Annotated in this window: 12 protein-coding genes and 1 pseudogene; 8 read left to right on the plus strand and 5 right to left on the minus strand. The window is 67.8% G+C overall.

Annotated features, from left to right (window positions below):
• Positions 1 to 16 precede the first annotated feature (16 nt).
• The 3 genes from BLS42_RS02545 to BLS42_RS02555 all read right to left on the minus strand — a co-directional run bounded on the left by BLS42_RS02545 (position 17) and on the right by BLS42_RS02555 (position 2,782).
• Positions 17 to 688 carry a methionine ABC transporter permease gene (locus BLS42_RS02545; protein ID WP_090575841.1) on the minus strand — a complete coding sequence of 224 codons (672 nt, stop codon included), beginning with the start codon at positions 686 to 688 and terminating at the stop codon, positions 17 to 19.
• Positions 688 to 1,761: a methionine ABC transporter ATP-binding protein gene (locus tag BLS42_RS02550; protein WP_090575844.1), complete on the minus strand. Its 1,074-nt coding sequence runs from the start codon at positions 1,759 to 1,761 to the stop codon at positions 688 to 690. Before BLS42_RS02550 ends, BLS42_RS02545 begins: the two co-directional genes overlap by 1 nt.
• Positions 1,762 to 2,071: 310 nt before the next feature.
• Complete coding sequence (locus tag BLS42_RS02555) at positions 2,072 to 2,782, minus strand: 3'-5' exonuclease (RefSeq protein ID WP_090575847.1); 711 nt, start codon at positions 2,780 to 2,782, stop codon at positions 2,072 to 2,074.
• Between the two features lie 96 nt (positions 2,783 to 2,878).
• On the opposite strand from BLS42_RS02555, the gene BLS42_RS02560 reads away from it, so the two are divergent.
• Genes BLS42_RS02560 through BLS42_RS02570 form a run of 3 tightly spaced genes read left to right on the plus strand, consistent with a single transcriptional unit; the run spans position 2,879 to position 10,268 of the window.
• Positions 2,879 to 3,295 (plus strand): MGMT family protein, encoded by a 417-nt coding sequence (locus BLS42_RS02560; protein ID WP_090575850.1) that lies wholly within the window; start codon positions 2,879 to 2,881, stop codon positions 3,293 to 3,295.
• A gap of 29 nt (positions 3,296 to 3,324) precedes the next feature.
• Positions 3,325 to 6,672, plus strand: a complete 3,348-nt coding sequence (locus tag BLS42_RS02565; RefSeq protein ID WP_090575854.1) for an ATP-dependent helicase — start codon at positions 3,325 to 3,327, stop codon at positions 6,670 to 6,672.
• Complete coding sequence (locus tag BLS42_RS02570) at positions 6,669 to 10,268, plus strand: ATP-dependent helicase (RefSeq protein WP_090575857.1); 3,600 nt, start codon at positions 6,669 to 6,671, stop codon at positions 10,266 to 10,268. Before BLS42_RS02565 ends, BLS42_RS02570 begins: the two co-directional genes overlap by 4 nt.
• A gap of 560 nt (positions 10,269 to 10,828) precedes the next feature.
• On the opposite strand, the pseudogene BLS42_RS20465 reads toward BLS42_RS02570, so the two are convergent.
• Positions 10,829 to 11,773 (minus strand): annotated as a pseudogene (locus BLS42_RS20465) (macrolide 2'-phosphotransferase); the annotation flags it as partial.
• A 310-nt stretch (positions 11,774 to 12,083) separates the two neighbouring features.
• Between BLS42_RS20465 and nudC the strand changes: the two are divergent.
• From nudC to BLS42_RS02595, 3 genes are all read left to right on the plus strand, one after another.
• On the plus strand, positions 12,084 to 13,088 hold the full coding sequence (gene nudC / locus BLS42_RS02585) for an NAD(+) diphosphatase (protein ID WP_090575867.1): 1,005 nt from the start codon (positions 12,084 to 12,086) through the stop codon (positions 13,086 to 13,088).
• 140 nt (positions 13,089 to 13,228) lie between these two features.
• The gene (locus tag BLS42_RS02590; protein ID WP_090576127.1) at positions 13,229 to 15,355 is read left to right on the plus strand and encodes an ATP-dependent DNA helicase UvrD2; all 2,127 of its coding nucleotides are present in this window, start codon (positions 13,229 to 13,231) and stop codon (positions 15,353 to 15,355) included.
• Positions 15,355 to 15,999 carry a M48 metallopeptidase family protein gene (locus BLS42_RS02595; RefSeq protein ID WP_256336191.1) on the plus strand — a complete coding sequence of 215 codons (645 nt, stop codon included), beginning with the start codon at positions 15,355 to 15,357 and terminating at the stop codon, positions 15,997 to 15,999. Before BLS42_RS02590 ends, BLS42_RS02595 begins: the two co-directional genes overlap by 1 nt.
• A gap of 21 nt (positions 16,000 to 16,020) precedes the next feature.
• Here BLS42_RS02595 and BLS42_RS02600 read toward each other — a convergent pair whose 3' ends face one another.
• Positions 16,021 to 17,505 (minus strand): zinc-dependent metalloprotease, encoded by a 1,485-nt coding sequence (locus BLS42_RS02600; protein ID WP_090575872.1) that lies wholly within the window; start codon positions 17,503 to 17,505, stop codon positions 16,021 to 16,023.
• Between the two features lie 257 nt (positions 17,506 to 17,762).
• Between BLS42_RS02600 and BLS42_RS02605 the strand changes: the two genes are divergently transcribed.
• Together BLS42_RS02605 and BLS42_RS02610 are read left to right on the plus strand one after the other, a co-directional pair.
• Positions 17,763 to 18,911, plus strand: a complete 1,149-nt coding sequence (locus BLS42_RS02605; protein ID WP_090575876.1) for a YlbL family protein — start codon at positions 17,763 to 17,765, stop codon at positions 18,909 to 18,911.
• A 203-nt stretch (positions 18,912 to 19,114) separates the two neighbouring features.
• On the plus strand, positions 19,115 to 22,123 hold the full coding sequence (locus BLS42_RS02610) for a UPF0182 family membrane protein (RefSeq protein ID WP_090575880.1): 3,009 nt from the start codon (positions 19,115 to 19,117) through the stop codon (positions 22,121 to 22,123).
• Positions 22,124 to 22,165: the final 42 nt, after the last annotated feature.

Here is a 22,165-nt window from a genome sequence, read left to right on the forward strand (position 1 = left end):
CTGGAACCGGGATTCGTCAGCGGTGGTCGAGGCTGCGGGAAATCCGCTCGCCCACCAGTTGGATGATCTGGACCAGGACAATGATCAGCACGATGGTGACGAGCATGACCGTGACGTCGAAACGCTGGAAACCGTAGTTGTAGGCCAGCTTGCCGAGGCCGCCGCCGCCGACGAGCCCGGCCATGGCGGAGAAACCCACAAGGGTGACCACCGTGGTGGTGACGGCCGCGACGAGGGCGGGAAGGGATTCGCGCAGCATTACCTTGTTGATGACCTGCATCCTGGTGGATCCCATGACCTGGGCGGCGTCGATCTTGCCCTGGTGCACATCGCGGAGGCAGTTTTCGACAAGCCGGGCGAAGAACGGGATGGTGCCGATCGAGAGGGACACCGAGGCGGCGATGGGGCCGAGGCTCGTGCCGGTTAGTGCACGGGCCAAGGGAATCAGCGCCACCATGAGGATGGCGAAGGGAACGGAACGGGTGATGTTGACGATCACGTCGCTGAGGAGCCGGTTGATGACCGGCATCGGGCGCAGTCCGCCCGGGGCGGAGACGTGCAGGAAAACGCCCAGCGGCAAGCCGATCAGCACGGTGAACATGGACGATATGCCCACCATCTGCAAGGTTTCGATGATGGCTTCGGGGAGGGCCTTGGCCAGGACGGGATTGCTGAAAATGTCGTTCATTAGTTACCTCCCCGTTCCGCGGTGGCGGGGACAGAGGCCGGAAGAGCCGGGTTGGCGAAGTCGGGGTCTGCAGTTGCGGCGGGGGCCGAAAGCTTGGCGGTGATGCCGCGCTGGTGCAGGTAGGCAAGTACGGCGTCGAAGTCGGCGTTTTCCGCCAGCTGAACGCGCAGGTGGCCGAACTGCTCGCCGCCGAGGGTCTCGACGCTGCCGGCCAGGACATTGATGTCAATGTCGAAATGCCGGGCGACCCCGGTGAGGACGGGTTCTTTGGCGCTGTCGCCGGAGAAGAGGATCTCCAGCACCGGTCCGCGCTGCAGGGCGCCCGGCAGTGGCTCCGACGGAGGCAGGGGGAGCAGCGCGCGTGCCAGCCTGCTTTCCAGATCACCTGCCACGTCCCGCAGGGCGCCGTGTTCGACGATGCGGCCACCGGAGAGCAGGGACACGGATTCGCAGACGCGCTTCACAACGTTCATCTCGTGCGTGATGATCAGCACGGTGAGCTGCAGGCGCTGGGTGAGGTCCTGGATCAGGTCCAGGATTTCATCCGTGGTGGCCGGATCCAGCGCCGAGGTCGGCTCGTCGCACAGCAACACATCCGGGTCCGAGGCAAGGGCGCGGGCGATGCCGACGCGTTGGCGTTGGCCGCCCGAAAGCTGCGAAGGGTAGGCGTTCTCGAACCCTTCGAGTCCCACTAGCCTCAGGAGCTCGGCAACCCGGGTCCGGATTTGGTCCTTCGGAGTCTTTACGAGTTCCAGCGGGTGCGCCACGTTGCCGGCCGCGGTCCGGGAATCCATCAGGTTCGCGTGCTGAAAGACCATGCCGATGCGCCGCCGCGCAGCGCGGATCTCCGAGTCCTTAACGGAGCTGAGCTCGGTTCCGTCGATGCTGACGGAACCCGACGTCGGACGGTCCAGCAGGGTAAGGCAGCGCACGAGGGTCGACTTGCCGGCCCCGGAGTGGCCGATGATGCCGTGTATGGAGCCCTTCGGCACGGAGAGGGTGACGCCGTCGAGGGCCACCACTTCCTTTTTGCCCTGCTGGTAGACCTTGCGAAGGTCGGTAACTGTGATCATTAATCCCTTGGCGGTTGGGTGTAGGCGCGGCATAACACACGCACGGTTCTGAACTAAATTATGTCAGCGCCGTCTTTTGGCAGCCAATTTCGAATTTAGTTCGTAACAAAGGGTGATCAGATGTGGAAAATTTGAGATAGAGCGCAAAGCGCCGGGCGCCGCGCAGGGCAGGGTTGCAGCTTGCGGAATCCCCGACCGTCACAAAGTCGCGGGCGCACGTGGGTCCGGCATGTGATCTCCGTCCCAAAGGAGTCGCGGCTGGCCCGTCCTGCGGTAGACGAACGGTGGTAGCGGGCCTGGACTGGCTCGGCTAGAAGTCGCCGCGGCTGGCGTCCTCGGGAGGCAGGACGGGCCAGTCACCTTCGATGACCGCTGCCGGCTTCGTCTTGCGCAGGTAGCTTTGGAAATCCGCGGCCTGGGCCGAGGCCCATTCGACCTGAAGCTGGTGCAGGTTACTCGCCGGCATCCTGAGCTTGGGGAATTTTCCGGCCATGGCATCGAGCATGCGCAGGGTCGCCAGCGCGTCGGCGGCCGAGGTGTGGGCGTTGTCCAGGCCCACGCCGTATTCCTCGCACAGTGCGGTGAGCGTGCGCTTGCCCTTGCGGTACCGGTCCACCTGCTTGTTCATGATGTAGGGGTCCAAAACGGGGAAGCGGCTCAACTGCGGGACGCCGTAGCGGGCCGACTCGGCCGCGAGCACGGTGAAGTCGTAGCTGGCGTTGAAGGCAATGACGGGCACGTCGGCGTCGAACAGCTCCTGCAGCACGGCAGCGAGTTCGCGCGTCACTTCCGCGGCGGGGCGGCCTTCGCTGCGGGCCTTCTCGGTCGTGACGCCGTGGATGTCGCTGGCCTCGGTGGGAATCTCAACGCCGGGGTCGGCGAGCCACTCGTGTTCCTTGACGATCCCGCCGTCAGCGTCCACCACGGTGATGGATGCTGTGACGATCCGCGCCGCGCGGGAGTTGCGGCCCGTTGTTTCGAGGTCGAAGGCTGCGCGGGGGAGGCTGTTCCAAGTGCTCATGCTTCAAAGCTACCTGCTGCCTCCGACAGTTCTTGACCGCCGTGCCCGCGTGCCGTCAGGACACGGGCTACGCACCGGAACGGCTAGGCTGGATCGATGCGGATGGAGTATGTGGAGGCGGTGCTGGAGCTCGTGGCGTTGATCCCGGCCGGCACTGCGGTGGCCTACGGCGACGTCGCGGAACTCCTCGGCTCCGGCGGCCCGCGCCAGGTAGGTTCCGTTATGAGCCGCCACGGCAGCAGTGTGCCCTGGTGGCGCGTCCTGAAGGCCAGCGGGGACGCGCCGCCCGGGCTCGAGCACGAGGCACTGGCGCTCTATCTGCAGGAGGGGACGCCGCTGCTGGGCAGTTACGACGATTTCCTCCGGACCGGCGAGGGACGCTGGCGCGTTGACCTGGCCTCCGGCCGATGGGCGCCCGCCGACGCCGACTTCGACCGGATCGATGCCATCGCTGAGCGCCTCGAGCGGGAGTCACATAAATTGTCGGTACCGGATGATGAAATGACCGTGTGAGTACCCCCAGCCACGGTCGCCATTCTAAATTGACACAGTTAGAACAGGCACAGTCTCAGCCTTCCGGGCTGCGCCTGTTGCCGCCCCGGACCCACCACAGCGCGGTCCCCGTGCTGTCGCCGGACCAGCTCGCCGCCGTCGATGTCCCGCCCGGCTCTGGCCCCGTCCTAGTGGCCGGCGCGCCCGGCACCGGTAAGTCGACAGTCCTCGTCGAGGCCGCGGTCCGCCGCACCCTGCGGGACGGCCTGGACCCGGAGCGGATGCTCATCCTGGCTCCCGGAAGGCTCGCCGCGGATACGCTCCGCGACCGCTTCACGGCCCGCCTGGACCGGAGCCTGAGCACGACGCCGGCGCGGACCTGGGCGTCATATGCCTTCGATCTGATCCGGCGTGCCAAGGCAGAAGGCCTCCTGCCGCTTCCGCGCCAGCCGAAGCTGCTCTCCGGTCCCGAACAGGACCTGATCATCAAGGAACTGCTGGAGGGCCATGCGCTGCCCGGCCTCGAACTGCCTTGGCCGGAGGACCTGGGCGCCGCCCTGCAAACCCGCGGATTCCGGCAGGAAGTGCGCCAGCTCTTTGACCGGATCATCGAATCCGGGCGGACGGCCGAGGACCTCGTGGCCTTGGCCCGGCAGTGCAACCGGCCCGACTGGATTCCGGCGGCCGCACTCTACTCCGAGTACCGCGACGTCCTGGACTTGCGCATGCCCGAGGCCTTCGACCCCGCCGGCATCATCACTGCCGCACGCCAGATCTTCCAGGACTCACCGGATTTCCTCGCCGCCGAGCGCGACCGCCTGCAGCTGATTCTCGTGGACGACATCCAGGAGGCGAACCCCGCGGTCTTCGAACTGCTGGCAGACATCGCCGCCGGCAAGGACTCCATCATCACTGCCTCGCCGGACACCGTGGTTCAGGGCTTCCGCGGGGCACGCCCCGATCTCGTGGCGGAGCTTCCCCGCCTCCTGGCCCCGGACGGAGCGATCCTCGAACGTCCCCTGTGGACCGCGCATCGGCACGCCCCGGCCGTGGCAGAGGCATGGCTGTCGGTGGCCGGGCGCATCTCCCGCAGATCCGGCGGGCAGTCCGCACGCCGGCTCGAACGCCCTGATCCGGTCCCGACGCCGGACGGCCCGCCGGGGTCTGCGGTTAGGACGCCGGACGGCCCGCCCCGCGCCGGCGGCCGCCCTGGGGCCGTCGAGGCCCACCTGCTGCCGTCCCCTGTCCACGAACTGCGGTACGTGGCGCAGCGGATCCTCGAAGCCCAGCTGAACGACGCCCGGGAACTCGGGGACATTGCCGTGATCGTGCGCAATGGCGGCCAGCTCAGCCAGCTGCAGCGGTACCTGGCCGGCCAGGGGATTCCGGTCCGGATTCCTGTGGCCGAATCCGCCGTCCGGGACGAAGTCGCGGTCCGTCCACTGCTGGATGCCTATGCCGTGGCCCTTGACCCCGCCGCGCTCACGCCCGAGTCAGCCGTGTCCTTGCTGACGTCGCGGATAGGCGGCGCCACGTCGATTGAATTGCGGAGGCTGCGGCAGTCGCTGCGCCGGGAGGAACTCCTGGGCGGCGGCGGACGCACCAGCGACGCCCTCCTGGTCGAAGCTCTGCTGGAGCCCGGAGCGCTGGCAACGCTGGGCATCGAGGGTCACTCCGGCCGCCGGATTGCCCGGATGATCCGGGCGGGGCGGGACGCCGCCGAGGCCCCCGGCGGGAACGCCGAGACGGTGCTCTGGGCGCTCTGGCATTCCACCGGCCTTGCCTCCCGCTGGACCGAGGCCGCCCTCACCGGAGGGTCGGCCGGTGCCCGGGCCGACCGGGACCTCGATGCCATGATGGCGCTGTTCCATACCGCGGAACGCTTTGTCGACCAGCTGCCCGGCTCCGGCCCGGAGCAGTTCCTTGAATACCTGCTGAGCCAGGAACTGCCCATGGATACCTTGGCCGCCAGGGCGCAGCTGGAAGACGCCGTGGAGCTCATGACCCCTGCCAGCGCCGCCGGCCGGGAGTGGCCGGTGGTGATCGTGCCGGGACTTCAGGAAGGCGTGTGGCCCAACACCCGGCTGCGCGGCGAGCTGCTCGGCAGCACCTTGTTCGCCGACGCCGTCGAACACGGTGTGGCGTATGCCCTGCAACTGGATCCGCTCAGCCGGCTGCGCGAAATCCGCTATGACGAGCTCCGAAGCTTTTCCACCGCGGTGTCCCGCGCCCGGGAGGTGCTGATCTGCACGGCCGTGTCCTCGGAGGATGAGCAGCCGTCCTCGTTCCTGGACTATGTGGCGCCGCTGCGGCCGGGGCAGGACCGTCGGGGCTATACCCCGGTCGAGCGTCCGCTGACCCTTCGGGCGCTGGTCGCGGAACTGCGCCAGTACGCCCAGCTCGACCCCAAGGCTGCCGAATCGGCCGAAGCCGCGGCCGTGCTGGGAGTCCTGGCCACGGCTCACCCACCCGTTCCGGGCGCACACCCCGCGAGCTGGTGGGGACTGGCCGAATTGTCCTCGGAGGAGCCGGTGGTTCCGCCGGGCGGTACCGTCTTCGTGTCGCCCTCGAAGGTGGAAACCGTGCAGAAATCGCCGCTGGACTGGTTCGTCCAGGCCGCCGGCGGAGAAGCCGCGACGGATTTTGCCCGTAGCCTGGGGACGCTGGTCCACGCCATCGCGCAGGACCTGCCGGATGCCTCGGGAAGCGAATACGTTGCCGAACTCGTCCGGCGCTGGCCCACGCTGGGGATGAAGGACAACTGGGAAGGCAAACTGGACTTCCAGCGTGCCGAGTCGATGGTCCGCAAGCTAGCCCAGTATGTCCTCGTGATGCGCAGCGAGGGCCGGAGCCTGATCGGCGTCGAACAGGACTTCGAGGTAAAACTGCCGGACGTTCCGGCGGAGACCACCGCCGGAGCCGCCTCCGAGCCCGGCGACGGCGGGAGCATCGGGCCGGCGCGGCCCGCCGTGCTCCGGGGCCAGGTCGACAGGCTCGAGATCGATGCCGAGGGCCGCCTGGTGATCATCGACCTCAAGACCGGCAAACGCCAGCCCGGCAAGGCGGATCTGGACCGCCACCCGCAGCTCGGCGCCTATCAGGCCGCCGTGCTGGCCGGGGGCTTTGCGGGCCCAGACGACGGGCCGCCGCCGCTGCCTGGCGGGGCCGTCCTGGCCCAGCTGGGCACCACAACCAAGAGCCCCGGGATCCAAGCCCAGGCCCCACTGGACCCGCAGGACAACTGGGCGCTGGAGATGGTCGGCGACGCCGCCCGCGTGATGTCCGGCAGCGTTTTCCAGGCCCGCCACGATCCGTCCAAGGGAGGCCACGGCGGCCACGGCTGCCGGCTTCCTGAAGTGTGCCCGCTGTGCGTGCGGGGAAAGCAGGTAACTGAATGACCCCCGAGGCGCCGGCCACCGGCCTGACCGACCCGCATCCGGCACCGAATACCCTTCCCGAGCCACGGTTCAGCCCCGAGGAGCTGTCCGCACTCTTGGGCGAGAAGAACAACCCCACTGCCGAACAGTCCCTGATCATTGCCTCGCCCCTCACGCCGCGGCTCGTGATCGCCGGTGCAGGTTCGGGGAAGACTGCCACCATGGCCGACCGGGTGGTATGGCTCGTTGCCAACGGCTGGGTCCGGCCGGAGGAGGTCCTCGGCGTCACGTTCACCCGTAAGGCCGCCGGTGAACTCGCCTCGCGGATCAGGGCCAAGCTGGCCGCGCTGGCGCGCATCGCGGCGGCCGACACAGGGAACACTGTCTTCCCTGCCGGGCTGCTGAGTACGGATGCGCTCGAACCCAAGGTCTCGACGTACCACTCGTATGCGAGCGGCATTGTGTCCGACTATGGCCTCCGCCTCGGCGTCGAACGCGACGTCGTGTTGCTCGGCGGCGCCCAGTCGTTCCAGCTCGCCAGCGAGGTGGTGGAAGCTTTTGACGGGGACTACGAACACTTCCGGTCCGCCAAATCGACCCTCGTCAAGGCCGTGATCCAACTGGCAGGAGAATGCGCGGAGCACCTGCAGGACCCGGCCCAGGTCCGTGGCTGGCTGCTGGAACGGGTCGCCGCGTTCGAGTCGCTGCCGTACGTCGCAGAGGCCAAGAAGAACCCCACCCAGGCGGCGGGCGAGCTCAGCGCGATGCTGCGCACCCGGGCCAGCGTCGCGGACATGGTGGGCCGCTACTCCGCGGCGAAGCGCGTCCGCGGCGCCCTGGACTTTGGCGACCTCGTGGCCCTTGCGGCACGGGTGGCCAACGAGATTCCGGTCGCCGCCCAAACGGAACGCCAGCGCTACAAGGTAGTGCTGCTCGATGAGTTCCAGGACACCTCGCACGCCCAGCTGGTGCTGTTCTCCCGACTCTTCGGCGACGGCCATGCCGTCACCGCGGTGGGGGACCCGAACCAGTCCATCTACGGATTCCGGGGAGCGTCCGCCGGGCAACTTTTCCACTTCGTCCGCGAATTCCCGATCCTCGTCAGCGGCGAAGGCGCCGCCCACCGCAACGGCGGAGAAGGCAGCGGCGGGGAACAGGAAAGCGGTCCGGCCGGCCCGGCCCGCTGCTTCGCCGTGGCGCCGACCTCGTATTTGACCACCGCATGGCGCAACGGGCGCAACATCCTGGCCACGGCCAACCTCATTTCGGCGCCGCTGAGCAAGGCGGCGGCGAACCTCGGGGCCGCCGGGGCCCGGGAAAGTGTCGATGCCGTCGAGGTTCCGCCATTGCAGCCCAGCCCGGCCGCCGTCGAGGGCAGGGTCGTGATGGGACGATTCGCCACGGACGAAGCCGAGGCCGCGGCGATCGCTTCAGACGTGCTGAAATTCCGCGTGACGGACTTCGACGCCCCGCAGTCCGCCGACCCGGTTCCGCCAGCCATGGCCGTCCTCTGCCGGCGACGGGCACAAATGGAATGCATTCGCCGCGAATTCGAAGTCCGGGGCATTCCCTACGAAATCGTCGGACTCGGCGGGCTGTTGGACACGCCGGAAATCATCGATCTTGTCGCCACGCTCCGAGTCCTGGCCGACCCCGGCCGCTCGGACTCCCTCATGCGCCTGCTGGCCGGCGCACGGTGGCGGATCGGCCCGGCGGACCTCATGGCCCTGCGGGACTGGTCCAGCTTCCTGGCCCGCCGTCGGGGCCGCCCTAGCGGCCTGGACGCGGACGACGCCGGGCGTGCCGACGAGGATACGATCGATGACGCAGTGATTGAAGGCGACATCACGGATTCCGCCAGCCTGGTCGAGGCCCTGGACTGGCTGCCCCGCGACGGCTGGACTTCGGCGCATGGCCGCAGGCTGAGCCCGGAGGCCCGCGGTCGCCTGCAGCGGCTCTCGGACGAGCTACGGCAGTTGCGCAGCTACATGGGGGACGATCTCACCACCTTGCTGGGCGAGGTTGAACGGGCGATGCTCCTGGACATCGAAGTTGCGGGGCGGCCCGGGATCAGCATCCATCAGGCCCGCCGCAACTTGGACGCCTTCCAGGATGCGGCGGCCGGGTTCCTGCACACTTCCCAGCGGGTCGACGTCCTGGCGTTCCTCGCGTGGCTGGAAGCCGCGGCGGCCGAGGAAAACGGTCTCGATGCGGCAGCGCCGGAGGTGAACCACGAGGCCGTCCAGCTCCTGACCGTGCATGCGTCCAAGGGGTTGGAATGGGACGTCGTGTTCGTTCCCGGACTCAACGCCGGGGCGTTTCCCAGCAGCCGGGACTCGCGGTGGAGCAGCGGGAGTGCGGCATTGCCGTGGCCGTTGCGCGGCGATCGCGCCGACCTGCCCCAATGGGACCTGGACCAGCCGGACCAGAAAGGCTGGCTTGACGCCGAGAAGGAGTTCAAGTCAGCCGTCCAGGCGCACGGCGAGGCCGAGGAACGGCGCCTGGCCTACGTGGCGTACACCCGTGCAAAACACGTGCTCTGGATTTCAAGTGCCGCGTGGGTGGGATCCCGGGCCGGTTTGGCCGAGATGTCCCCCTTTCTTTCCGGGCTCGAGGGCCTCACCGCGGAGGGCGCAGCCGAAATCCACCCGCTGTCCGTCAGCGAGGACGCGCTGCCGGACGAAAGCCCTCTGACCTCTGAACTCGAAGTCGCCGCCTGGCCCTACGATCCCTTGGAGGGGCCGCATGACCCCCGGACGGGGAAACGGCTGCGGCTTGTCCCGGGCCGGCGTGCGGCCATGGAATCCGCCGCGGCCCGCGTCCTGCAGGCAATGGATGCCGGCCCGGACAGTCACGTGGACAGTGACCCGGCCGTGGCCCCGGCGCACGCAATCGTGGACGATGCGCGGCCCGTCCTGCGCGGTCCTGCGGCGGGATGGGCGAGGGAAGCGGCCACTTTGCTGGAACGCCGCTCTCGGCGTTCGGTGGTTCAGGACGTGCATCTGCCGGGCCATATCTCCGCGTCCACCCTCGTGGATCTGGAAGATGACGCAGGCTCCGTCGTGGCCCGCCTGCGCAGGCCGATCCCGCGCGAACCGGGGATGTCGGCCCGCAAGGGCACGGCTTTCCACGCCTGGGTGGAGGAATACTTCGGCGCCGCCGGGATGCTGGACCTGGGGGAGGCTGCCGGTGCTGACGACCACATCGACGAGGCCTACGGCCTGGATTCCATGGTGGAAACTTTCCGCCAGTCCGAGTGGGCGCACCGCGCCCCGGCCCATGTCGAGGTTCCGGTCGAGACAAGGATTGGCGACGTCGTGGTCCGGGGCAGGATCGACGCTGTGTTCCGCGACGCCGACGGCGGCTGGGACCTTGTGGACTGGAAGACCGGTCGCCGCCCCTCCGCGGCCCAGCTGAAGGTGAAGGCAGTTCAGCTCGCCGTCTATCGCCTGGCGTGGGCCCGGCTCAAAGGGGTCCCACTGGAGGACGTCCGGGCCGCGTTCTACTACGTGGCCGACAACCAGGTGGTCCGTCCGCACGACCTCGGATCAGCGGAGAAGCTTGAGGAAATCGTGGCAGCAGCCCTGGGGAGGACAGCAGCGGCGAGGGGGGACTAGCGGGACGTGGTGTCGACCACCGTTATGGCGGCGGTTGACGTGTTGTCACCGGGTCCTGTTTCCCTGGCTGAATCCGGCTGGGCTGTGACATTCGGCTGCACAGTGGAATCCGGCTGCACTGTGGAATCCGGTTGCACTGTGGAATTTGGCTGCACGACGGCGATCGATTGCGTCGAGGTCTCGTCGGCGGCGGGAACCGCAGCCTCAGCGTCACTCTCCCCAGCGTTTTCGGCGTCGGAGTCCGGAGCCTCTGCCTGCCTGGCATCAGTCTCGGCGGCGTTGGCGGCCTCGGCGGCGGAGGCCGTCGGTGCGTCAGCCTCCGTCTCCCGCGGGATTGGCGTGATGTGCACAGCGGGCACGACACTGATTTGCGCAGAGCCATCCTCAGCCGGAGCGGTACCGGGTACCGGCTCCAAGGGCAACAATGTGACCTTGCTCGTGGCGGGTCCCGTCCCGCTGGCCGGAAGCGCCGGAGCGGCCGGAGCCGCGGGCGTCGTCGTCGGCGCATCGACATCGGCACCAGCATGTTCTGCACCGGGTTCGGGTGCCGCGACCGGCTGCGGCAGCGGTTCCACGCTGATGGCTTGGCCGCCGTGTTCCGCGACGTCGTCGGCCAGGGTGGCGAGCATGGACTCTGCCTCGCCGATCATGTCCTGGTTGCCGGCGGTCAGGCCCTTGACCAGATACTGGGCCAGCGCGAATTCGGCGGACAGCGCCGCCCGCCGCAGCAGGTGGGCATCGGGAACATCGCGACGGCTGGAGGTGTAGTGATCCAGGACCGCGTTCACAAAGTCCTGTTCGTTCGAGGCGACCAGCCAGGCCATGTCGTCCGCCGGGTCGCCGATGCGCAGGTCGGTCCAGCCCGTCACGGCAGTCACCCGGTCGCCGTCGACCAGCAGGTTGTCCTCGTGGAGGTCGCCGTGAACGACGCAGGGATTGAAGCGCCAGAGGGAGACGTCTTCCATGGCGTGTTCCCAGCGCCGCAGCAGCAGCGGCGGGATTTTTCCGGTCGTGGCGGCCTGGTCCAGTTCGTTGAGGCGCCGCTGGCGGAATTCGTTGGGCGTGTAGCTGGGCAGATCGGCGTTGCTCACAATGGACCGCGGCAGGTCATGGATGGCAGCCAACGCCGCGCCGATTTCGCGGGCAACGGCGGGGGAGCCGTTGCTGAGGTCGTCCAAGGAGCGGGTGGCGCCGGCCAGGTGCGAGTAGACGAAGGTGCTGAGCTGGCCCTGCCGGACAGTTCCCGCCACCGTGGGCATGAGGAACGGCAACTCGGCCCGGATGCCGGGAGCGAAGGCCCGCAGAACCAGGAATTCGGTTTCCAGCCGGGCGCTGGCTTCGGCGTGCCGGGGGGAGCGGACACGCCAACGCTTGCCCTCGGAGTCCAGCAGGAGGGCTGCGTCGAAGTCCGCCGGATCGTCGGGCGCGGAGCTGACGGCGGTCGGGGTCAGGCCGGGTACCGCCGCCGTTGCTACAGCTGCCAATTCGATAGGTTTCCTTCTCACCCTTCCACGGTAGGTTGAGCGGCGCCCAAGACGGCGATGCACTCCGGCGAGTCTTGAGATCGGGAGTAAATGAGAGCAAAACTAGGGCTAAATCTGCGGCAAACGGCCTGTCCCGTGAACGCCGCGGAGCGGGCGGCGGCGTGGGCGGCAAATGTCAATTGTCTGCCCGAGTCAGTACGGTGTGTATATGAGTCTTGCTGAGTCACCGGCACCATCACCAGCATCGTCACCGACACAGTCACCGGCATCGTCACCGACATCAGAGCAAACCCCCTCCGAGTCCTCGGCACCCGAAGGTACGGCACCGCCGGTGCAGCTTCTGCCGGCAAACCACCTGATGGAGACGGTCCTTCCTGTGCGCCCGGCCCTGATCGACCGCGGATCCGCGGCCCGGGTGAAACCCGGAATGCTGGCGGAGCTGGTCGGTTCAGGCTCGGCGCAGGCCATGGTGCTCTCCGGCCGGCAGGCCCTCGTCAGCGACAACAGCCTCGTTCTCCTGAATGCGGCCGAGCTCTCCGGGCACCTGGCGAACACCCCGTACGCTCCGGAACACGTGATCTACCTCGGTTCGGCCTTGGCTGGTTCGGACCTCGACGCCGGCACCGAGCTGGTCCTCTTCGTCCTGCCTGTTCAGTTCGAAGTCCGGGCCGAGGAGTTCGAAGCCCACGTAGCCGGCATCCCCAGCGATGCGCAGTGGGCGGGTTTCCGCGAAGTTGCGGCACGTTTGAACGCCACGGACACGGCGCTGTTCATCGAGGCGAGCGCCATCGCCAACTGGCACGCCACCCACACCCATTGCCCGCGCTGCGGCACCCCCACGCAGCCGGAAGCCGGCGGCTGGGTCCGGCGCTGCCCGGCCGATAACTCCGAGCATTTTCCCCGGACGGATCCGGCCATCATCGTCACCGTGGTGGGACCCGACGGGAGACTGCTGCTGGGCGGAGGCGGCCCGCTCGACGCCCGGAACTATTCGACCCTCGCCGGCTTCGTCGAGCCGGGGGAGTCGCTTGAACAGGCAGTGCAGCGCGAAATCGGCGAGGAAGTCGGGGTCCGTGTCACCGCCTCCCAGTACCTCGGATCGCAGTCTTGGCCGTTCCCGGCCTCCCTGATGCTCGGTTTCACGGCCACCACGCCGGACACCGAAGCCCGGCCCGACGGCGTCGAGGTCACCAGGGCGCGCTGGTTCAGCCGGAGCGAACTGCAGGACGCGGTCCTCAGCGGCGAGATCGTCATTTCCAGCAGGCTCTCCATCGCCCGGTCCCTTATTGAACACTGGTACGGCGGCGTCATTCAGGACGCCACGGACAGCGTCTGACCCGGCCTGCCCCATCCGCAGGACACCGACTACATGACTGAGCAGCAAAAGTGACCACAGAGAATTTGAATTTCAGCACTATCCCCGGCGGCGAGTCTTTCGATGGTGCGCCGTCCGGCGGCGGCGCCCCCGAACCGGATGTGCAGGAACCGGACACCCGCTCGCTGGAGGAACGGATCCTTGGCGGCCTCGACGCCGAGCAGCGCGAGGTCGCCAGTACCCTTCAGGGGCCCATGTGCGTGCTGGCCGGTGCCGGGACCGGGAAAACCCGCGCCATCACGCACCGGATCGCCTACGGGGTGCACTCAGGGGTGTACAGCCCGCAGCGGCTCCTGGCCGTCACCTTCACGGCCCGGGCTGCCGCCGAGATGCGCAGCCGGCTCCGTGACCTCGGCGTCGGCAACGTCCAGGCCCGCACCTTTCACGCCGCGGCGCTGCGCCAGTTGCAGTTCTTCTGGCCGCAGGCGGTCGGCGGCACCTTGCCCAACCTGCTGGACCACAAGGCACAGATGATCGCCGAGGCCGCGCGGCGGCTCCGGCTCAGCACGGACCGCGCCTCCATCCGCGACCTCGCCTCCGAAATCGAGTGGGCCAAGGTATCCATGCTGACCCCGGCGAACTATCTGGAAAATGCCCAGGGCCGCGGCAATCCGGGCGGCTTCGACCTGACGGCCGTGGCGCGGGTCTTCCAGTCCTACGAGGACGTCAAGACCGACCGCAACGTCATTGACTTCGAGGACGTGCTGCTGATCACCGTAGGCATCCTGCAGGAGGACCCGAAGGTGGCGGCGACCGTCCGGGAACAGTACCGGCACTTTGTCGTCGATGAGTATCAGGACGTCTCGCCGCTGCAGCAGCGGCTCCTGGAGTTGTGGCTCGGCGGACGCGACGAGCTCTGCGTCGTGGGCGACGCCAGCCAGACCATTTACTCCTTCACCGGTGCCTCCCCGAAGCACCTGCTCGGCTTCAAAGCCATGTATCCCGAGGCCCACGTCGTCAAGCTGATCCGGGACTACCGATCCACGCCCCAGGTTGTCAGGCTCGCCAACGACCTCCTCGGCGGCCGGCGCAGCGGTGGTCCCGTGGCGGACGCCGCCTGGGCCACGCCGCTGCAGCTCGTGGCGCAGCGGCCTGCGGGCCCCGTGCCGCGGTTCACCGAATGTTCGGATGACGAGGCGGAGGCCGCCACGGTGGCCGCGCGGATCCGCGAACTCCTTGACGCCGGAACTCCGGCGAGCCAGGTCGCCGTACTCTTCCGCACCAACGGACAGTCTGAAGCCTACGAACAAGCGCTGGCCTCGGCAGGGATCGGGTACCAGCTGCGCGGCGGTGAGCGGTTCTTCGCGCGTAAAGAGGTCCGGGACGCCATCCTGCAGCTCCGGGCCGCCACGCGGGCGGTGGCCGAGACCGCCACGCCCGAGCCGCTCGGCCAGCTTGTCCGCGACATCGTCGCCTCCCTGGGCTACACGGATGCGGCACCGCACAGCGGGGGCGCGACCCGGGAGCGCTGGGAATCGCTGGCCGCCCTCGTGGCGCTGGCCGACGAACTCGTGATCAGCAGGGGCCCGCAATTCGCACTCCCGGACTTCGTCAACGAGCTCCAGGAAAGGTCTCTGGCCCAGCATGCACCGACCGTCCAGGGCGTCACCCTGGCATCCCTGCACGCCGCCAAAGGCCTGGAATGGGACGCCGTGTTCCTGGTCGGGCTCAGCGAGGGACTCGTGCCGATCTCGTTCGCGGACACCCCGGAAGCGGTGGACGAGGAACGCCGGCTCCTGTACGTGGGCATCACCCGTGCCCGCGAACACCTGTCCCTGTCCTGGTCCACTGCCCGGACACCGGGCGGACGGGCCAACCGCAAGCCCTCACGCTTCCTGGACGGCCTGCGCCCCGACTCGGTGGCCAGCTCACAGCTCCGGGGCAAGGGGCCTGCGCCGCGCCGGAAGGCGGCCGTCCCGGCGTCGTGCCGGGTCTGCGGCAGCATGCTCTCCAGCGGCGCTGAGCGCAAGGTGGGCCGCTGCAACCAGTGCCCGCCCAGCTACGAGGAACAGACGTTCGACGCGCTCAGGCAATGGCGGAAGGACGTGGCCCTGGAGGCGGACGTCCCGGCTTTTGTCGTGTTCACCGATGCCACCCTGACCGCCATCGCGGAAGCACGCCCCGAATCTCTCGAGCAGTTGGCCAAACTCGCCGGCGTGGGTCCGTCCAAACTGGAGAAGTACGGCGAGACCGTCCTGGCGGTACTGGTCGAAAGCACGGTGGAGTGATGTCCAGGGCAGGGATGTCCGGGGCTGTTCCGGCGGTCACACCGCTGACCACCGCCGACGGCGCCCCGGTGGTGGTGCGCCGGTCTGCCCGCCGACGACGCACGGTCGCCGCGTTCTGGGAGGACGGCACCGCCGTCGTCGCCATCCCGGCCTCCTTCAGCAGGGCCCAGGAACGGGAGTGGGTCCACCGCATGCTGGAAAAACTCCGGCGCCAGGGGGACCGGGCCGCGCCTGGTTCCGGCCGGCGGCGCCCCCGCAGCGATGCCGACCTTGCCGCGCACGCCGCCGAACTGTCGGCGAAGTACCTGGGCGGCAGGGCGGTGCCCTCCTCGGTCCGCTGGGTCACCAATCAGAATTCGCGCTGGGGTTCGGCGACACCGTCCCAAGGAACCATAAGGCTCTCGGCGAAGCTGCAGCCCATGCCGCAATGGGTGATCGACTACGTGCTGCTCCACGAACTTGCCCATCTCCTGGTGGCCGGCCACGATGCCGCATTCTGGCGGCTGCTGACGGCGTACCCGGAAACGGAGCGCGCCAAGGCCTTCCTGGACGGGGTCTCGTTCGCGACCTCACGCGGCCTGGCGCCCGGCGGCGGATACGACGAAGCCCCGGACGGAACCGAAATCCCGGCCGGGGCCCCTTAGCGATCGACCCTTAGCGATCCACTAGGCCTTCGGTTTGCCGCCGTCTTCCGGTCCGCCTTCCTGACGGTCATCGTCGTTGGCTGCCGGTTCCTGGCCGGAGCCCGCGGTGCCCTCGGAGTCCTCAGTGCCCTCGGCATCCGTGGCGTCGGTGCCAGCGGGCTCGTCAAAACCTCCGCTGAGCAGCTTCTGCAGGGCGTCATCCACTTCGCTGTCGCTGGCTTCGGCGAGTTTCCGGCGTTCGCTAAAGCCCTGCGGATCGTCCAGATCCTCAGCCGTGGGCAGCAGGTCGGGGTGCTGCCAGACAGCGTCGCGGCCCTCCATCCCACGCTCGTCCTTGAGTAAAGCCCACAGTGTGGCGGCCTCGCGGAGCCGGCGCGGCCGCAGTTCGAGGCCCACCAAAGAGGAGAACGCGTGCTCCGCGGGGCCGCCGGTGGCCCGGCGCCGCCGGACGGTTTCGCGCAACGCAGCGGCGGAGGGCAGCAGCTTCTCGGTCGCTCCCCACGAAAGTTCGTCCACCCAGCCCTCCACCAGGGCGAGGGCGGTCTCCAGCTTTTCGAGGGCCTGCTCCTGCGCAGGCGTGCGCTGCGGCATGAAGACACCCTGCGAGAGCGCCTCCTGGATGCCCTCGGGGTTGCTGGGATCGATCTCCCGGGCGAGTTCTTCGATCTTGGACGTGTCGATGTGGATACCGCGGGCGTAGGCCTCGATCGCGCCGAGCAGATGTCCGCGCAGCCAGGGGACCTGGACGAAGAGGCGGGCGTGCGCCGCCTCGCGCACCGCGAGGAACAGGCGGATGTCGTTCTCCGGCAGGCTAAGGCCCTCACCGAACTTCGCCACGTTGGCCGGCAGGAGCGCCATTTCGAGGTCTGCCAGGGGCACGCCGATGTCCGTTGAGCTGACAACTTCGGCCGAGAGCGCGCCGATCGCCTGGCCAAGCTGCATGCCGAAGATCGCCCCGCCCATGTTCTGGATCATCGAAGAGGCGCCGCCCATCATGGACTTCATTTCCTCGGGCATCTGCTCGGTCATGGCGGTGGAGAGCGCATTGGCGATGCTGTTGGCCACGGGCTCGGTCAGCCGCTTCCATGTCCCGAGGGTTTCCTCGACCCACTCGGCACGGGACCACGCCCGGCCGATCAGTCCGGTGGCCGGAAGCCCCGTGACCTGGTCGAGCCAGAGTTCGGCCAGCCGAAGGGCCTCATCGACCTCCCGCGACTGCTGGGCGGTGACCGAGGGATCGGATCCGGTGGCGGCGACGCGCCGGGCGTTCTCATGCGCCAGCTGCCAGTTCACGGGCCCCTCCGAGGGGGCGCTCATCATCGCCTGCACCTGGGAGAACATCTGGGCCAGGAGGTTTGGATCGTCCGGGAGGCCCGCGGCCTTGGCGAGTTCGGCGGGGTCGATATTGCCCATGCCCTGGCCGCCCATCAGGTTCTTGAGCATTTCGGCCAAGGGATCCTTGGGTTCCTCGTCGCCATTGGACGGATTGAGTGGGTTGGAGGTCATGATCCCGCCGATCGTCGGTGTGGCTGCTTCTCAACTTCACGGTACCCCTCGGCAAGAGCGGCTGTCTGCCGAAACCGCGCCACGTTCGCTGTAGGCAAAGAGCGGTCCGGGGCGCCAAGCGCGTAGGCTTGGAAGTCGGAATATTTTGCACGCGGCAGCCTCGGGTAGGCTGCGGCCCTGGCGCGTGGTCGCGGTGCCCTCTCAGGCTTGTCCTGCCGGGGCCGGCGCCCCTCGTGCCGGCACGGAGAGGTCGTTCAATGACAATCACCCCAGGTGAGCAACCGGCCAGCGACCCAGCGGCCGGCCCCGTCCGGGGCAGAAGGGCGCGACTGGCAGGCTTGGGCCTGCGGCGCAAGCGCAACAACCGGTCATCAGCCATGCTGGTCTCGGGGCTGCTGGCCGCGGCCCTGGGCATCACAGCGGTGAGCCTGCCGGTGCCTTACGTGATCGAGTCTCCCGGACCCACCTTCAACACCATCGGCCAGGACAACGGAAAACCGGTCATCAGCGTCAGCGGCCACGAGACGTTTCCCGCCAAGGGCAGCCTGGACCTCACCACCGTCTACGTCGACGGCGGTCCCAACGGTCCCGTCAGCGTCGTCGAGGCGTTGTCGGCATGGCTCAACGGGACCAAGGCCGTCTACCCCCAGGAGCTGCTGTTCCCGACCGGCGTCACCAAGGAGCAGTCCCAGCAGGAGAGCGCGACGGCGATGACCACCTCCCAGGAGAACGCCGTCGCCGCGGCACTGAAGGAACTGAATATTCCGTTCGGGCAGAAACTGCAGGTGTCCGGCCTTCCGGACGACTCCGCGTCGAAGGGACTGCTGCAGGCAGGGGACGTTCTGGTCTCCATCAATGACAAGCCCATCACGGCCCTCGGCGTCGTCCAGGCGGAACTGGCCGCCGGCAACGGCAAACCCGTCAAGGTCATCGTGGAACGCGCCGGCGCCCGGGTGCCCGTCACCATTACTCCGGCCAAAAACAGCGCGGGCCGCTACATCCTCGGCGTCTTGCTGCAGTACAAGTTCACCTTCCCGTTTAACGTCACCATCTCGCTCGACAAAGTTGGCGGCCCCAGCGCGGGCATGATGTTCGCGCTTGGCATCATTGACACCGTCACACCGGGCGATCTGACCGGCGGCAAGCACATCGCGGGGACCGGAACCATCACCCCGGACGGTGCCGTGGGACCCATCGGCGGGATCGCCCAGAAAATGCAGGGTGCGCGGTCCGGCGGGGCCACGTTGTTCCTGGCCCCGGCAGCCAACTGCGACGACGTCCTGGGCCACATCCCCGACGGCCTGCAAGTGGTCCGGGTGGAGAACCTCGCCGAGGCCCGCAAAGCGGTTGACCTGGCCGCGTCAGGCGGCGACACATCGGGCCTCCCGGTGTGCACCAGCAACTAGACTGACCGCGGAACTAAGCGCCGGCCCCACTCGTGGCACTAATGACGGCCGCCGCCGTCCTTCGGGGACCCTGCTGCAGGGCCCCTGACGGAACGGCAGCGGCGGCGGTTAGAATGCATCAACCCTGCGATACCGGCACTGAGTCGCAGCAGGGACTAATAACTAAAAACCAGCAGTAGACGACCAGCTATGAGGTACCGAGTTTGTCCCGTCCCGCCAGCCCTGTCCCGCCCGGAAGACCACCGACACGACGCGGCGCCCTGACGCCGACGCTCATCATCGTGGCCCTAATCGTCGTCGGATTCATCTTCTTCGCCAATGTCTGGACGGATGTCCTCTGGTACCAGCAGCTGGGCTACTTCGAAGTGTTCATTACCGAGAACCTGGCCAGGATCGGGATCTTCATGACAGGTTTCGCCGTCATGTTTACCGCCGTCTTCTTCGCCATCCGGATTGCCTACCATGCGCGGCCGGTGTACGCCCCCGACTCGGAAGTCCGGGACAACTTGAACCGCTACCAGGCCCAGCTCGAACCCGTCCGGCGCGTCGTGATGGTGGGCCTTCCCATCCTCTTTGGCCTGTTCGCCGGCAGCGCCGCCGCCAGCCAGTGGCAGAAAGTGCTCCTGTTCTTCAACCAGGAGCCCTTCGGCCAGAACGATCCGCTGTTCGGCCTGGACATCAGCTTCTACCTTATGACCCTTCCCTTCCTTGGCTTCGTCACCGGGTTCCTCATCAGCGTCACGGTGATCGCTGGCCTCGCCGGCATCCTCACCCACTACCTCTACGGCAGCATCCGGATCATGGAACGCGGGATCTTCACCAGCCGCGCCGCCCAGATCCACCTGGCTGTCACGGGCGCTGCTTTCCTGCTGCTGATGGGCGTCAACTTCTGGCTGGACCGCTATTCCACCGTGCAGAACAACGGCGGACGCTGGGCCGGTGCGCTGTACACGGACGTGAACGCCGTCATTCCGACCAAGGCCATCCTGGCCGTGGCCGCGGCGATCGTCGCCGTGCTGTTCATCGTCGCCTCGGTGATCGGCAAATGGCGTCTGCCGGTGATCGGCACCGCCATGCTCATCATCACGGCCATCCTGGCCGGCGGCGTCTACCCGTGGGTCATCCAGCAGTTCCAGGTCCGGCCCTCGGAGCAGACGCTGGAGAACGAATTCATCAAGCGGAACATCGCGATGACCCGCGCCGCCTACGGCCTGGATAAGGTCCAGGAAAAGCGGTACAACGCCACCACCGCCGCCACCTCCGGCGCGCTGGCCCCCGATGCGCAGACCACCGCCAACATCCGGCTGCTCGATCCGAACCTGATCTCGGATGCGTTCTCGCAGCTTGAACAGTACCGGCCCTATTACCAGTTCCCCAGCGCCCTGAATGTGGACCGCTACGTGATCGACGGCAAGGTCCAGGACACGGTCATCGCGGTCCGTGAACTCAACCCCGAGGGGCTGGCCACGAACCAGCAGTCCTGGCTGAACCGGCACGTGGTCTACACCCACGGCTACGGCGTCGTCGCGGCCAAGGGCAACAAGTTCACCGTGGACGGCAAGCCGGACTTCCTGCAGTCGGGCATCCCGTCCACCGGCGCGCTCGGCAACGATTCGACCTATCAGCCCCGCGTCTACTTCGGCCAGGACTCGCCCGACTACTCGATCGTGGGCGCCCCGGCCGGTGCCCAGCACCGCGAGCAGGACCGGCCGGCGGCCAAGGAAGGCGACGGCGAAACGCAGTACACCTTCACCGGCAACGGCGGCCCGAACGTCGGCAGCTTCTTCAACAAGATCCTCTACGCGATCAAGTTCCAGTCCTCGGACCTGCTGCTTTCCGACGGCGTGAACGCCGAGTCCCAGATCCTCTACGACCGCAACCCGCGGGACCGCGTCGAAAAGGTGGCACCCTACCTGACCGTGGACGGCAATCCCTATCCCGCCGTCGTCGACGGCAGGGTGAAGTGGATCGTGGACGGGTACACCACGAGCCCCTACTTCCCGTACTCGCAGCAGGAGCAACTCTCCGCGGCGACGGCCGACTCACAGACCGCCGCGAATCGGACGGTAGCGCTGCCGAACAGCTCGGTGAACTACATCCGCAATTCGGTCAAGGCCACCGTGGATGCCTATGACGGCTCTGTGACGCTGTACGCCTGGGATGACCAAGACCCGGTCCTGAAGGCCTGGCAGAAGGTCTTCCCCACGTCGGTGAAGCCCTATTCCGAGATGTCCGGTGCGCTCATGAGCCATGTGCGGTACCCGGAGGACCTGTTCAAGGTCCAGCGCGAGCTTCTCGGCCGCTACCACGTGACCAACCCGGACAGCTTCTACACCAACATTGACGCCTGGTCCGTTCCCAACGACCCCACCGTCAAGGACGAGGTCAAGCAGCCGCCCTACTACATGTCACTGAAGATGCCCGACCAGGACAAGCCTGCGTTCCAGCTGACCTCGTCGTTCATCCCACAGGTGGTCAACAACGCCGCCCGCAACGTGCTCTACGGCTACCTGGCCGCGGACTCCGACGCAGGCAACCAGAAGGGCGTCAAGGCGGCCAGCTACGGCCAACTCAGGCTCCTGCAGATCCCGCCGGAGACCCAGGTCCCGGGCCCCGGCCAGGCGCAGAACAAGTTCAACTCCGACCCAACCGTTTCGCAGGCCCTCAACCTGCTGCGTCAGGGCGCGTCGGCGGTGCTCAACGGCAACCTCCTGACCTTGCCGGTCGGCGGCGGCATGGCGTACGTCCAGCCCGTCTATCTGCGGTCCACGGGTGAGACCTCGTACCCGACGCTGCAGCGGGTCCTGGTGGCCTTCGGCGACAAGATCGGGTTCGCGCCCACGCTGGACGAGGCACTGAACCAGCTGTTCGGCGGAAATTCGGGCGCCGCGGCAGGTGACAAGCCGAACAAGGGACAAACGCCGGCCACACCCACCACCCCGGGGGGTACCCCGGCAGCGCCGAGCAGCCCCGACGCGAAGGCAGAACTGAAGGCCGCCCTGGACGAGGCAAACGCCGCGATCAAGGCTGGCCAGGCGGCCCTCGCGAAGGGAGACTTCGCGACCTATGGTGAAGAGCAGAAGAAGCTAAATGCCGCCTTGCAGAAGGCGCTCGAAGCCGAAGCGAAGTTGGAAGCCCCGGCTGCCCCGGCCGGCACCGCCTCGCCGTCGGCCACACCGTCGCCCACTCCGTCGGCCACAGCGGGCGGCTAACCCGTCGCTGCCAACCAACGCGGCGCTAGGGCCAGGCACAGG

Source organism: Arthrobacter sp. ov407, from assembly GCF_900102895.1.
Lineage (GTDB): Bacteria > Actinomycetota > Actinomycetes > Actinomycetales > Micrococcaceae > Arthrobacter.